This window comes from Terriglobia bacterium (assembly GCA_020072845.1).
Lineage (GTDB): Bacteria > Acidobacteriota > Terriglobia > Terriglobales > Acidobacteriaceae > JAIQGF01.
Genome location: JAIQGF010000011.1, coordinates 411,739 through 426,021, shown reverse-complemented (window position 1 = coordinate 426,021; position 14,283 = coordinate 411,739). Strand labels below are relative to the sequence as shown.

Sequence of the window (14,283 nt, the reverse complement as noted above, 5' to 3'; positions counted from 1 at the left end):
GAATTCCACTTTCATGAGAATGGTCGCACGTGACCGCACATTTACGCAGCCGCTGAACTGGACGATCGCATTCTTTCTCGGCCTTTGCCACGTCGGCGCCGTGGCCGCGTTGTTCTTCTTCACCTGGCAAGGGCTGGCGCTGTTCTTGTTTCTGTGGTGGCTGTCGGGGAGTCTTGGCATTGGCATGGGCTACCACCGCCTGCTCACCCACCGCGGCTACAAGTGTCCGAAGTGGGTGGAATATTTCCTGACGGTCTGCGCGACCCTATGTTTGCAAGGCGGACCAATCGGCTGGGTGGCGACGCATCGCATCCATCACCAGAACTCCGACCAGGAAGGCGATCCCCATACTCCCCACGACGGCGGTTTCTGGGCGCACATGGGATGGATCATCACCGGCGCGGCGAATCACAACCGGACCACCGAACTGCTGCCTTATGTTCCCGACCTGCGTAAAGACAAATTTCACCTCTGGATCAGCAAGTGGCATTGGGTGCCGCTGGCTGCCTTGGCAGCGGCTGTACTGCTGGTCGGCGGTCTGACGTTCGGATGGGCGGTGGGATGGTCGTGCCTGCTGTGGGGGATTTTCCTGCACATCGTTGTCGGCTCGCACGCCACCTACTTCGTGAATTCAGCCACCCACATGTGGGGCTCACAGCGTTTTCAGACTGGCGACGATTCCACCAACAACTTCTGGATTGCCATGATCACCTGGGGCGAAGGCTGGCACAACAACCATCATGCCCACCCGCAATCGGCGCGCCACGGCCTGGCCTGGTATGAATTCGACTTGAACTGGTACGGAATTTCGGTGCTGCGCATGCTCGGCCTGGCTTGGGATGTCAAGCTGCCGAAGCTCAAGACCGACGAGCAGCCGCAACCGTCACCATCGCAGCCCGCAGAGGCCCCTGTTGCTCACGACCTGGCGCAAGCCGCTTCCGGAGACTAGACAGCCAGATCGGTGGTAGGACTTTGTTCTGGACCCGAATCGGTGGTTCCCTCTTGGTCCTGGAAAGCCATCATGGAACCGGTCTGGGGCGCGGTTGAGGACGACCAGGTCGTTTAGGGAGGGCCCGTTCCCATTTGACCAGATATGTGGCCTTGAATGTCGTGGGGCTGCTTCCACCCACAGCAGATATGCTTACCTCCGCGCAGTCTCCATTAGCGAAGAACGTATGCGTAAGCGCGCTGCTGCTTGTGAATCGTGGATCCACGATTTCTTGGATTAATGGAGCAAGTTGAGTCACAGGGCCAGTGCGCGGCGATCGAGGGTCTGACAACCCCTCGGGGCAGATGCGCATTGCCGAATTTTGCGTCTGCCATGCGCGAGCGCAAACACTCATGGGCACCGCAACCGTTCTGCCACCCCAATACTCATATCCAGTTACCTCAGGCGGCTGGGTTCGGGTTGGCACAGGAAGTCTGGAAATGGAGTCGATGGGGTGAAGCTCGAGATAGCCCTCGTGACCGAGGAATCCTGCCTGCGACCAGCACCCGCTGCCATTGTCCGGTGGATGTCCTCCATCTTGCCACAGGGTACCCCCAACCTGAACGTAATCGCCGATTTTGAGTGGTCCAGCACCATCCGGGCTTTCTGGGTCAAACGGCCACCAGGTAGATGCTGCATCTGTAGTAAAGTCGCCAACCTGCCTGTTATAGAGGACTTCCTTCTCTACCCAGCCGCTAGGATGTGCCCCTCGCGCGTTATAAAGATTGTAAAAAACTTGGCCGCATAAGCCAAAAGGCAAGGAGCTACACCATTTCTTGCTGCCAGTTTCGTGCCAGGCGTTGAGTTCTATATGCAGGGTGCGCGGAAATACGGCATCAAATAACCACAAAGTATTGATCGTCGCGGTGTTCCCGGTTATTAGCGGGATCCTCCTGGTGGCCTGAGTCCGTGGGTTTCCGGGCAGACTTGCAGACAAAAGTCGATCCTGCATAGGCTGCGGAACTGGGATCCACGAAGGGTAGGCTGCCTCTACGGGAACGTCCGGATCCACCACTATGTTGAATATCAGATCCTCAACGCCCCTCTCGCGCACGTGGTTCACATATGGGACCTCCTGTATCCAGCCCCGGACTATCACGCCGCCCCGTAGGACAATAGATTCAGAGGGCTTATTGTTATTCGCTTCAAACTCCGCGCCAATCTTACCGTAGCACTGTCCTGGATCACAGAAGAAGACCTGACTTGGAAGTTGGCCGAACGCTGCAGTTGAGTAACAACAAAGAGCAATACCAACACAACAAAGTCTGCAAATGAGTCTTGTCATGTCTCTCCTCCACTAATTGGTGCTTCCATACTGTTAGCGAAGAACGGCCTGGAGGGTCGCTCGCCAGCAATGCATTTCAGTAGACTTGAGGTGGCTCCTTCGGCGCTGTGAATATGTCGTGGTCTTCAGGCCGCATGAATACTGCTGTGTCCGTGATCATAAGCGCAACCAGTCCGAGTTCAACAAGGAAATTCTGGCTTAAACCGCTCAAGTATGTTTCTTCCCGGCTAATCGACTGTAGGATTCGCTTATGCCGCAGAGCGGCCCCACACCATACACCCACCGGGACAGAAGCCAAGCTGCGAAAAGACTGATGATCGCGACGTACAGATGTGAAGAGCTAGTGATCAAAATGAAGTGGTCCGCCACAGTGAGATTTCGGGGAAAGTACGGAATATCAAAGATTGCCACAGCAGTGAATAAGAAGCTGACGATACGGGAAAGCGGGGCCCATAGAGCCCTGATTTCGCGCCCAGCGACCAAAGGAGGAGTACCGCGATGGCCACGGCCGCAATGTGGGAGTAAGCGAGGACCTCCCGGAGAGACGGTTTCACGTTTTCTCCTTTTCGCGGGTACGCGGTGCATTGTGTACTGCCGCAACTTCTCACATGCCAGCCATTCCAACCGGCGTGACGGAGGTCTTTTTCCGATCCGCGGTCCATCCACTACAATGTGGGCGAATGCGCATCGCCAGCCGCACCAAGACAATCGCCTTCTTCATTACCCTGGGCGTATGCCTCATCGGCGTGGCGATCGCGCTCAACGTCAGTTGGATCGTCCTGAAATGGCGCGAAGTTGGCGCCCTCGTCCTGGGAATCATTTTGTTCGCTTTCATTATCGCCGGCGTCGTCTTGAATACCGTCTTTCTGGTCCGCGAGATCCGCCGCAACGAGCAACAGGACAGCTTCCTGAACGCCGTCACGCACGAGTTGAAGACTCCGGTCACCTCCATCCGCCTGTACCTGCAGACCCTACAGCGGCGAGAGTTGGGCGACCTTGAACGCCGCGATTTTTACCGCATCATGCTGGAGGATACCGACCGCCTCCTGGGCACGGTGGAGCAGGTGCTCAAGGCTGGGGAGGCGCGCCACGGCACCGGCGAGAGCCATCGCGAAGCCATGGATCTGTGTGGCGTTGTCAGGGACTCGGTCGAAGTGGCCCACCTGCGCCATCAACTCCCGCCGGGTGCGCTAAGACTGGGCAACGTGCCTGCCGGCAGCATCGAGGTGATCGCCAACCGCGAGGAACTGCGCACCGTGCTGGCCAATCTTCTGGACAACGCGGTGAAGTACACGGGCACGGAAAAGGATATCGTCGTGGATGTGCTGACCCCCGACATCGACACCGCCGTGCTGCGTGTGCGCGACAATGGCGTCGGTATTCCGCGTTCCGAGCTGAAGCGTATTTTCAAGCGCTTCTACCGCATCCCCATGCAGGTGACCAGCGCAATCAGGGGAACCGGGTTGGGGTTGTTCATCGTGCGTTCCATCGTGCAACGTCACGGTGGAGAGGTGATCGCCGAAAGCGCAGGCGAGGGGCGCGGCAGCACCTTCAGTATCCGCCTCCCCAGGGTATATCGCACATGAGCCGAATCCTCATCGTCGAAGACGAACCCCACCTGGCCCAGGGGCTGCGCTTCAACCTGGAAGCCGAAGGGCACGCGGTGGAAATCGTCGAAAGCGGCGAGGGCGCGCTCCGGCTCCTGCTGGAGGATAAGAAGACCTTCGACGCCGTCATCCTCGACATCATGTTACCCGGCAAGGATGGGTTCACCGTGGCGCGCGAGCTGCGCGATGCGGAGAATTTCGTTCCTTTGCTGATGCTGACCGCCCGCGGCCGCCCCGAAGACGTGCTCAAAGGTTTCGAAGCCGGTGCCGACGATTATTTGCCGAAGCCGTTCAATCTTGACATCCTGCAGGCTCGCATCCGAAGCCTGCTGCGGCGCAAAGAGTGGCTGCAAGCCGCCGACAACGGGGAAAACGCGAAGCCCCGTGAGCCGGATGTTTTCAGGTTCGGCGATATCGTGGTTGATTTTGGCAAACTTCAGATTAATTCCGGCAAGCGCGTCTTCCAGCTGACCATGATGGAAGGCGACCTGTTGCGCTACCTGATCCAGAACAGCGGCCGCCCCGTTTCGCGCAAGGCGATGTTGGAGAACGTCTGGGATCTGAGCGAAGAGACGGAAACGCGCGCCATCGATAATTTTATCGTCCGCCTTCGCCGCTACATCGAAAAAGAGCCCGCCAAGCCCCGTCATCTGATCACGGTTCGCGGGCTGGGCTACCGGTTTGTGCCCGCTCCGGACTGAAGTTTGCATTTGGTGCCGCGCGCAAGCGACAATCCTTCGCGTATGGGCACAGGGGGCGTTTTCTCGCAGCCGCATGTCGAGCCAGAGGGACGGCGCTGGCTGCCGGTGGCGATTGGCGCGGTGATTATTGTCGTCGCGGTGGCGGCGATATGGATCTTCGGCCGGCCGGCCAAGCGGCCCGCGGCAGCCGCGATTGATCCCTACGCCGAGTACCTGCTCATCTCGGAGCTGAAGCTGAGCGCGGCGACCAACTTTGTCGGCGTCAGCGTCAGCTACCTCGACGGGAAGATTGCCAATGCCGGCAGCAAGACCGTGACCGGAGTGACCGTCGAGGTGGTCTTCCGCAATTCCCTGGGACAGATCGTCCAGCGCGAGACCCTGCCGCTGATGCTCTACCACACCGGGCTGGCAGGCATTCCCGACGTCGCCCCGCTCAGCGCCGCCCCGCTCACGCCCAACCAGACCCGCGACTTCCGGCTGACCTTCGAACACATCTCGGCAGACTGGGACCAGGGATACCCGGAGCTGCGGTTTGTGCGAATCCAGACGCAGTAAAACTCACCACGGAGACACCGAGGCACGGAGAAATGCAGCATTAAGAAGTCAGAATGCGCGATGACCGCAGACGCAGCCATTCTTCACCGGGGCCGGTGGTGCAATCTTTGTTCCGAGGAGAAGGCAAATGAAGCTCATAACCCGTGGATGGGTTTCAGCAAGGCGTAACATCCCGTTTTACTTAGGCTGGTTCGTCGTTGTAGTCCTTATCGGATGGACGCTTAGCGGTCCGTCTGAGCCTGTAACGACGCATGAGATCGTGTGGTTCATCATCCTGTTTTTCGGCCCTCCGATCCTCATCGGCACTGTTCAGATACTTCTGGCGTGGAACCGAGGGAGCCTGTATGTTAGGCGGTCAGGGCGACCGAGGCGGTCAGCCGACCGGGAGAAAAGCAAGTAGCCGCCGCGACTCGGCTACTGCTCGTGTAGCTCGGCAATTACCAATTCCAACATATCTCCAGTGGCCGGTGGGAGCCTCTGTAACTTGCTGAGGTGACCTCGAATCATCGTTGGGGGTTCATCCCGACGAGGGTCGGGCCCAAGGGGGTAGGAGATTCGGCGCGCTGCGGTAGAAATCGCTTCTCGACTTCATGCAGCCAGGTATCCAGCTCCGCCAGGGCGCGTTCGCATTGCAGGCGGTGACGGACGGCGCGGTCGCGGACTTTCTTTTCCAGCGACGGCAATAAATCGAAGGTGATATTGCCGGGCTGGAAGTCGCGCGCGTCGCTTTGCGTAAGGTAGTTCACCAGCGAACCCAACGCAGTCGGACGCGGCGGGGGCAGCGGATCGGCGCCGCGCGCCAGCGCGCCAGCGTGCAAGCCGGCCAGCAATCCCATGGCAATGGATTCGACGTAGCCTTCCACGCCTGAAATCTGTCCGGCGAAAAGCACCCTCGGGTGCGCCTTCATCTGCAGCGCCGGGGTAAGCAGCGCGGGCGCGTTCAGGTAGGTATTGCGGTGGATTTGCCCGTACCGCAGGAAACGGGCGTTTTCCAAGCCGGGGATCAGGCGGAAGACGCGGTCCTGCTCGGGAAAGCGCAAATGGTTCTGAAACCCGACGATGTTGTAGGAGTCGGCGCGCAGGTTTTCCTGGCGCAACTGCACCACGGCGTAGGAGCGTTGTCCGGTGCGCGGGTCGGCCAGGCCAACCGGTTTCATGGGGCCGAAGCGCAGCGTGTCGCGGCCACGGCGCGCAATCTCCTCGATCGGCAGGCAGGCTTCGAAATAGTTTAGCTTTTCCCAGTCGTGGCCCTCGACCGACTCGGCCGCGATGAGCGCGTCGTAGAAGCGGTCGTACTCCTCGCGCGACATGGGGCAATTGATGTAGTCAGCGGAGCCTTTGCCGTAGCGGGCGGCGAGATACACGCGCGACCGGTCAATCGAGTCGGCGTCAACAATGGGGCTGATCGAGTCATAAAAGAACAGGTGATCGCTGCCGCTGAGGCGGGCGATCTCGCGCGCCAGGGCGTCCGACGTCAGCGGGCCGGTGGCAACAATGGTCACGCCGGCGTTTTCGTCAACCGTAGTGACTTCCTCGCGGATGATCTTGATGTGCGGGTGGTGGGAGACGGCCTCGGTGACCTGCGCCGCGAAGAGGGCGCGGTCCACCGCGAGGGCGTGCCCGGCGGGGACGGCGGCATGCCGCGCGATCTCCATGAGCAGCGAGTCGGCGCGCCGCATTTCCTCCTTGAGCAGCCAGGGCGCGGTGAATTCCGAATTCGACTTGAGCGAGTTGGAGCAGACCAACTCCGCGAAATCGGCGGTCCGATGCGCGGGCGTGGTCCGTCGCGGGCGCATCTCGTAAAGCTCGACCTCGATGCCGCGGCGGGCACACTGCCACGCCGCCTCGCATCCGGCGAGACCGGCCCCGATGATTCTTACTCGCTGTTCGGGCATAAGAGCCTCAACCACGAAGGACACCAAGGATCACGAAGTGATAACTTTCCCTTTGTGTTCCTTCGTGTCCTCCGTGGTTAGATCGTTTTCTGCGAGTTTCTTCAGCGCATCCCCATCCACGCGCATGGTGAGCCACTCGGACAATTTCTTGGCGCCGAGAGCCTCGTAGAAATCAATGGACGGCTGGTTCCAGTCGAGCACCTGCCATTGGAAGCGGCCGCAGTTTTCCTTGACGGCAATTTTCGCCAGATGCACCAGCAGAGCCTTGCCGATGCCGCGTCCGCGAAACCCCGGCCGCACGAACAGGTCCTCCAGGTACAGCCCCGGACGTCCCTGCCAGGTGGAGTAGTTGTAGAAAAAGAGCGCGAAGCCTGCCGGTTGGCGTTCCCAGTCGGCAATGACAACTCGAAACTTCGGCGCCGCGCCCCAGCCGTCGCGCAGCAAGTCCTCGCGACGCGCGACGGCCTGCTCGGGCGCGCGCTCGTATTCGGCCAATTCGCGAATCAACGCCAGGATCAGAGGAATGTCCTCAGGAGTGGCCGGGCGAAGGGAAAGCATGGCGGTATTATACGGAGGCTTCAGGCTTCGGGCGGCAGGCTTCAGGCGGCAGGTTTTAGGTTTTCGGTCTTAAGGTCTTAGGCCGGCATGCGAAGCCCCGCCACCTAAGACCTGAAACCCAAAACCTGAGACCCGATTGTCAGCTATCCGTTGGCGCTCCCGGGGCGCCGCCGGAGCGTTTCTCCATTTCCTGGCGCAGCAGGGCGAGCAGGCGGTCGCGATCGGGGCCGGTCAACTCGCGCTCCAGTTCCTTCAACGCCAGGCCGACCACGTCGTAGTGGTGCAGGCCGGAATAGCCGGCATCGCCGGTAAGCTGCAGCCAGAGCTGGTGCATGAGCGCCAAGTCCTCATCCCGCAGGCGTGGCGCGTGCGGGCCGAGCAGGTATTCCTTGCGGCTGCCGTCGGGCGCGACGATCTCCACGGTGGCGCGCGGCTTGGGCTCGGGCAGGCGCTCCCAGGCGTCGCCAATCAGCTTGGCCTGCTGGTCGGCGGTGAGCCTGGTGGACAGGCCGCAGACGATTTTCGATGCTTCCAGCCGCTGCGCCGTCAGCATGATGGTGTCGAAGACGTCGGTGCCGGGCACTACCAGCAGCGACACCGGCTTGCCCTCTTTTTCCGCGACGGCAACCACCCGCGAGAACAGCTCCTGCTCATAGGTATCGAAGATCTCCTTGGCCTCGTACATGCGGTTGCCGCTGAAGGAGTGTTCGCGCGGGGAGAGGCGCGCGGTCATGACCACGACGTCCTGCTTGGGGGTGTCGGTGCGGCGCAGGATGTCGCGCAGGTAATAGAGGCTGGGATCGCGAACCGGGACGAGCACGTTGCCGGGGCGGACGCGGACTTGCTGGTTATCGAGTTCGGGATCGGCAAAGACGCGGAACTGCTCGAGCACCCCGTGCCTGCCCTTCTGCTGGCGGAGTGTGTGGCGCTCGCTGAAGGTGAAAATGCCAAAAAACACCAGCGAGAAGGCGATTCCGGCGATGGTCGCCTCCTGCTTGGTAAACAGGTTGACGATGGCCGTGGCAAACAGCACCAGCGCAATGCCAACCAGGCCCAAAGGCACTTCGTGTCCGCCAATGCGTAGGTTGCCGGGCACCTTCCACTCGCGGTTCTCCGGCTCGGTATAGCGGAGTACGAGGACAGCCAGCGCCTTGAACGCGAAGCTCCAGATCACGCCGAAAGCGTAGAGCGCGGCCAGCAGGTACACGTTGCCGCGGCTGATAATGATGGTCAGGATCTGGAGGCCGACCACCATGTTGATCAGGCGGAAGCTGGTGCCGTAGCGCTTTTGCGGGCGCTGGAACCAGGGCATCAGGACGCCGTCTTCGGCCAGGCGGTTGAGCACGCCGTTGGCGCCGACGATCGCGGTGTTCACAGCGCCCGACAGGATGAGCGCTCCAACCAGCACCACGAAGCCGTGGAAGATCAGCTTGGGCAGCTCGGGCCCCGCCAGGTAAATGGCGATGCCGCCGATGAGGTTGGCGAAAAAGTTAGGACGGACATCGTCGGGGATGATCATGACCGCGAAGAACGAAACCAGGCCGGTGAACAGCAGGCTGTACAGGAAGATGACCAGCCCGGCGCGTTCCAGGTTCTTGAGCTTGGGACTCTCGATTTCGCGGTTGACCTGGGCGAGCGTTTCCTCGCCGCTCATGGCGAGCACGGAGTGCCCGAAGCCGACCAGCAGGATAATCAGGGTAATGCTCTGCGCCCACGTGCCGCGCAACCAGCCCCAGGTTTCCGTGTCCAACTTGAAATTGGCGTGCGACGGCAGCGGCGGCAGGTGCGAGCCGCGGCTGATGATGGTGATCAGCGACCACGCAATCAAAATCACCACCATGACGGTGGTGATTTTCATGATCTGCATGGCTTTGTCGCTGGACTCGTGCATCCCCTGGATGTTCTTCCACCAGAAATACGCGCAGACAATGACGGCAAAACCGGCGGCGAAGTAGTCCTGGTTGAATTTGACGCTGTGGCCGGCGTACTTGGCCAGGTCCTCAACAAAGCCCGCCAGGTACTGCCCGGCCGATACGGCGCTGATCGGGCCGGTCAGGATGTAGTCAAACAGCAGGGCCGAAACCGAGAACTTGGCCAGCGTGGGGCCGAGCGCTTCCTTGACCACGCGGTACACGCCGCCACGCACGAACATGCTGCTGGATTCGATATAGATGGCGCGCACGGCGTAGCTGAACAGCATCACCGCCAGGATGAACCAGGGCGCGCTCTTGCCGATCACCTTCTCCGCGTCGCCGCCGGCGTAATACGCGGACGAACCGAGGTCCGCCAGGACCACCGCCGCCACTCGCCAGAAGCTGATGAAGCTCAGCATCACCGTGGTGGCGATGAACACCGGAACCGCCGGGCGTTTGATCTTCGAATTCTCGGCTAGCGACATGAAATCGTGACTATCAGCTTCCTGGCGAATTCCTTGGTGCATTAGAAATCAAAATGGCGGATAAGGGAAACTGCAAGAGAGTTGCGCGGTGTGAGGCGCCGTGGGCGCGTGGACGCAATTTTCGATTGGCGATATTCGATTTGCAGACGGCATTGACCAGGCTTTAGCAGGCTGCTGAAAAACTCCGAGTGAAGCTCGTTTTGAAAGGGCGCGGCTTCAGCCGCGCCGCAAGAGCCCTTTATCACTGTCATTCCGAGGGGCTTCAGCCCCGAGGAATCTCATTTTCGTTCCACCTACGCGAGTTTTTCAGCAGCCTCTTAGATCACAATTCGGAAATCAAAAATGTGACCGTGCTCAATCGGCAATCGGCAATCGGAAATCGGAAATGGTTTTCTATCCCCCGGCCACCACGTAGGTTCTGGTGATGCGGTCGTGCCAGCAGAGTGTGTCCTCGTCGAGCAGGGCCCAGACCAGTCCGAGTCCGAGCGACAGGGTTGACAGCACCATGGCGACGCAGCGGCCGCGGCGGGCGTGGCGGCGCGCCGGCCCACCGTCAAACGTGATCAACCGCAGGTGCGCCATCTGCATGCCCGGTGTGATGCCGGCATAGACCAGGAACAGGTATTCGTAGATTGCCCAGAAGACGCAGGATGCGGCCATGGCGAACAGGAACCCGGCTCTCGCCGGCGGCATCGGCACCCCCGCCTTGAGCACGATCACGACGAACACCGTCGCTCCCACCAACACGATCAAGGCGTCCAGCAGGCCGGCGAAGACGCGCTGCGACATGGGCGCGACCTGCAGGGGCAATTCGAATTCGACCGCCGGTTGCTCTTCTTCCGGCGCCACGCTGATATCCGAGAGCGGTGAGGCGGTATCGACCTCTTCCGGCGCTTCCAGGATGCGCGGGCGGTCCATGATCGGCTCCGCCAGTTCCTCGATGGACGGCGGCATCACCGGCAGCAACGCCTGGCGCGGAAACTCGATGATCTTGGATTCCTGAGCTTCCTCCACCTCCTGCACCCCGAGTCCTACCTCGCTGGTCTCATCGCCGGCCGGTTCCGCTCGGTACTCGGTACCAGGTACTCGGTACTCTTCTTCCCGGCTGCCGGAGAGTTCCCCAAGCGTCATCTCGCGGTTGACGGCACGCTCGAAATCCAGCGGCAGCGACCGTTCGCGAATGGGACGCCGCCGGCGCGCGCGGTAACTCTCCACCCGCGACGCCACTTCGTTTCTCCAGAATGCCCCTTCGTCCACGCCCCGATTCGCCTCCCGCGATTCCGCTCCGCCCTGCGCTCCTGCCAACTCGGTGCCCCGGATCTGCCCGTCTTCGGCATACGTGGGAGGCGCACTCGCCATCGCCGCCACCAGATTCCACTCCGGCTCGCGCTGCCGTTCGCGTGCCGTCCCCCCGGACGCGCGCACGTCTTCCAGGCTGGCGGAGAACCGCTCCTCGCTCAAGTCATATTCTTCGGGATCGATGAGGGAGGAAGCCGCGCCCGCGTGGGAACACGTACACCCTTCGCCGCACAAGGGACACGACATCGCCGGGTTGGAGAACGCCGAGAGCGGCGGAGTTCACTGGCCGGTTCCAACCTCCGCGCCCGACAATCTTTTCATCGCGCGGCTCGCGTGGTACCTTGCCTTTTCACCCGAGACCGACGGCTGATGACACTCCGCTCCCGAATCCTTACCACGGCAGTGCTGGTTTGTCATCTTCTGCTGCTGCCTCGGTTAGTAACCAGCGAGGCGCTTCCTCAACAAGTCCCCAGGCTCCAGTCGCCGGTCGCCGGCCAAGAACAGCAGCCGCCATCGACCGAGAGCCTGCCCCGAGCGCAGCGAGGGGACCGTCGACCGTCGACCGCAAAGCCCCATTTCGCCGGCCCCAACGAACCCGGCGAAGACGTCACCATCCAGGCGCTGCAGCAGGAAAAAGCGGGCGACACTTATCACCTGCGGGGCGACGTGGACATCCGCTTCCGCCGGTTTGTCCTGCGCGCCGACGACGTGACCTACGACACCGCGACCGGGGAAATCACCGCCACCGGGCACGTCGTTTTCGATGGCGGTCCCCACGATGAGCATCTCGAAGCGGACCGCGCCACCTACAACGTTCATGCCGACAGCGGGAAGTTTCACGATGTCCGCGGCACCACCGGCGCTCGCTTTCGCGGCAAACAGGTGATTCTGACTTCCTCGAACCCTTTCTTCTTCACCGGGTCGCTGGTGGAGAAAACCGGCCCCGACCACTTTGTGGTGCACCATGGCGTGGTCACTTCGTGCCAGCTTCCGCATCCCAAGTGGACCTTCGAGGCGCAGAAAATCACGGTGGATGTGGGCGAGGAAGCCCGCATGTACCACAGCACCTTCCGCCTGGGCGGCATCCCGATTTTCTATTTTCCCTACGTCCAGCATCCGGTGGACCGGTTGGGCAGGCAAACCGGGTTCCTGATTCCCACCATCGGGCAATCGTCCACTAAGGGCACGCTTCTGGGCGAAGGAATCTATTGGGCGATCAACCGCGAAATGGACGCCACCATCGGCGCCGAGTACTTCTCGCACCGTGGGTGGTCGCAGCATGGCAGCTTCCGCGCCCGCCCCACCGACAACTCCTTCTTCAACGTCAATTATTTCGGCGTGCTCGACCGCGGTATTGGCACGCCCAAGGTGGACCAGGGGGGCGAGGAAGTTCGCGCCAACGGAGAAATCCAGTTGCCGCACGGCTTCCGCGCCGTCGCCGACATTGATTACCTCAGTTCGTTCGTGTTCCGGCTGGCCTTTTCCGAGACCTTCACCCTGGCCGTGAATTCCGAAGTCCGCTCCAACGCGTTTCTCTCCAAGGCGTACAACGGGTACTTCTTCAATCTCGATTTCGCGCGCTACCAGAACTTTGAAAGCACCACGAGCGGCGACCTGGTGACCATCCTGCACGCCCCCGCCCTCGATCTGTCGAGCGTGGACCATCAGCTTGGGCGCTCGCCTTTTTTCTGGTCCTACGATGCGGCGGTGCAGGGCGTGTCGCGGCGCGAGCCGCAGTTCGTGACCGCGCCGCTGGTCGGGCGGGTGGACGTCGAGCCACGCCTGGCGATGCCGCTGGTCGCCGGCGGATGGAGCTTCCGGCCCGAGATCGCGCTGCGCGACACCTACTACACGCAGCGGCTGGCAACCTCCGGCGTGCCCACCAGCGGCATCGGCGCCATCCTGGACGACGATGTCAACCGGCGCGCCGTCGAAACCTCGCTCGAGATACGCCCGCCCTCGCTGTCGCGCATCTTTCAGAAAACGGTGAAGGATCACGTCCTCAAGCACACCATCGAGCCGCGCATTGTCTATCGCTACGTCGCGGGCGTCGACAACCTGCCGGCCATCATCCGCTTCGACGCGCGCGACATCCTCAGCAATACCAACGAGCTCGAGTACGGCATCATTCACCGCTTGTACGCCAAAGGCACGAAGTCCACCGAGTGCACCAACGCCGCCGAGCAGCCCGAGCAGGCGCCGCTGGCGGTGCCGCTGCCCGCCGCCCCGGAAGTGAATCCGCGGAAAACTGTGGCCGCCGCGCGAGGCTGCCAGCCGGGCCCGCCGGTGTCGCGCGAGGTATTGAGCTGGGAAATTGCGCAGAAATATTTCTTCGATCCGACCTTCGACGACGCGCTCGTCCCCGGCCGGCGCAACGTGCTGACCACGACCGCGGAATTCACCGGGATCGCCTTCCTCACCGACCCGCGCCGCTTTTCGCCGGTGATTTCCCGGCTGCGCGCCTACCCCGGCCGCGCCACCGAGGTCGAGTGGAAGCTCGACTACGACACCAAGAAGGGATTCATCAACGCCAGCACCACCCTGGTGACGCACCGCTTCGCCGATTTCTTCATCGCCGGAAGCCACGCCTACCTCAACGTGCCGGGAGAAATATTCGGTTCCACAACCGTCGCCGGGCCCGCCAAGTTCAACCAGTTTCGCTGGCTGGTCGGATACGGCCATCCCAACAAGCGCGGCATCAGCGCCGCCGCCAATGTCGGATTCGACATCAACACCGGGTTCCTGCAGTACTCGGCGTTCCAGAGCAGCTACAACTGGGATTGCTGCGGCGTCAGCTTCGAATACCGGCGCTTCGCGCTGGGGTCGGTGCGCAATGAAAACCAGTTCCGCTTTTCGTTGTCGCTCACCAATGTCGGGACCTTCGGTACACTGCGGCGCCAGGAAAGACTGTTCTGATTTGTGATTGAGTGATTTGCGCTTGCGATTGAGCGAGTAGGTGATTCACCGCAAGAATCACAACATGATTTCTTGTATCGT

At 61.3% G+C, this 14,283-nt stretch carries 10 protein-coding genes; 6 read left to right on the top strand and 4 right to left on the bottom strand.

Translation table 11 applies throughout. The annotated features are described in order from the left end of the window. The first annotated feature begins 13 nt into the window (after positions 1–13). The 4 genes from LAN70_13435 (at position 14) to LAN70_13420 (ending at position 5,136) form a co-directional block, all read left to right on the top strand. Positions 14–949, top strand: a complete 936-nt coding sequence (locus tag LAN70_13435) for a fatty acid desaturase (GenBank protein ID MBZ5512156.1) — start codon at positions 14–16, stop codon at positions 947–949. 2,004 nt (positions 950–2,953) lie between these two features. After that, on the top strand, positions 2,954–3,859 hold the full coding sequence (locus tag LAN70_13430; protein ID MBZ5512155.1) for a HAMP domain-containing histidine kinase: 906 nt from the start codon (positions 2,954–2,956) through the stop codon (positions 3,857–3,859). Then, positions 3,856–4,581: a response regulator transcription factor gene (locus LAN70_13425; protein MBZ5512154.1), complete on the top strand. Its 726-nt coding sequence runs from the start codon at positions 3,856–3,858 to the stop codon at positions 4,579–4,581. Before LAN70_13430 ends, LAN70_13425 begins: the two co-directional genes overlap by 4 nt. 12 nt (positions 4,582–4,593) lie before the next feature. Further along, the gene (locus tag LAN70_13420) at positions 4,594–5,136 is read left to right on the top strand and encodes a DUF2393 family protein (GenBank protein MBZ5512153.1); all 543 of its coding nucleotides are present in this window, start codon (positions 4,594–4,596) and stop codon (positions 5,134–5,136) included. Between the two features lie 503 nt (positions 5,137–5,639). On the opposite strand, the gene trmFO is transcribed toward LAN70_13420, so the two are convergent. The 4 genes from trmFO to LAN70_13400 all read right to left on the bottom strand — a co-directional run bounded on the left by trmFO (position 5,640) and on the right by LAN70_13400 (position 11,448). Further along, the gene (gene trmFO, locus LAN70_13415) at positions 5,640–7,031 is read right to left on the bottom strand and encodes a methylenetetrahydrofolate--tRNA-(uracil(54)-C(5))-methyltransferase (FADH(2)-oxidizing) TrmFO (GenBank protein ID MBZ5512152.1); all 1,392 of its coding nucleotides are present in this window, start codon (positions 7,029–7,031) and stop codon (positions 5,640–5,642) included. A gap of 30 nt (positions 7,032–7,061) precedes the next feature. Next, positions 7,062–7,589, bottom strand: a complete 528-nt coding sequence (locus LAN70_13410) for a GNAT family N-acetyltransferase (GenBank protein ID MBZ5512151.1) — start codon at positions 7,587–7,589, stop codon at positions 7,062–7,064. A gap of 139 nt (positions 7,590–7,728) precedes the next feature. Further along, positions 7,729–9,987: an APC family permease gene (locus LAN70_13405; protein ID MBZ5512150.1), complete on the bottom strand. Its 2,259-nt coding sequence runs from the start codon at positions 9,985–9,987 to the stop codon at positions 7,729–7,731. A gap of 393 nt (positions 9,988–10,380) precedes the next feature. After that, complete coding sequence (locus LAN70_13400; GenBank protein ID MBZ5512149.1) at positions 10,381–11,448, bottom strand: RDD family protein; 1,068 nt, start codon at positions 11,446–11,448, stop codon at positions 10,381–10,383. A 19-nt stretch (positions 11,449–11,467) separates the two neighbouring features. Between LAN70_13400 and LAN70_13395 the strand changes: the two genes are divergently transcribed. Then, positions 11,468–11,656 carry a hypothetical protein gene (locus LAN70_13395; GenBank protein MBZ5512148.1) on the top strand — a complete coding sequence of 63 codons (189 nt, stop codon included), beginning with the start codon at positions 11,468–11,470 and terminating at the stop codon, positions 11,654–11,656. Continuing rightward, the gene (lptD, locus tag LAN70_13390; GenBank protein ID MBZ5512147.1) at positions 11,656–14,202 is read left to right on the top strand and encodes an LPS assembly protein LptD; all 2,547 of its coding nucleotides are present in this window, start codon (positions 11,656–11,658) and stop codon (positions 14,200–14,202) included. The genes LAN70_13395 and lptD overlap by 1 nt, the downstream gene beginning before the upstream one ends. The last annotated feature ends 81 nt before the right edge of the window (positions 14,203–14,283 follow it).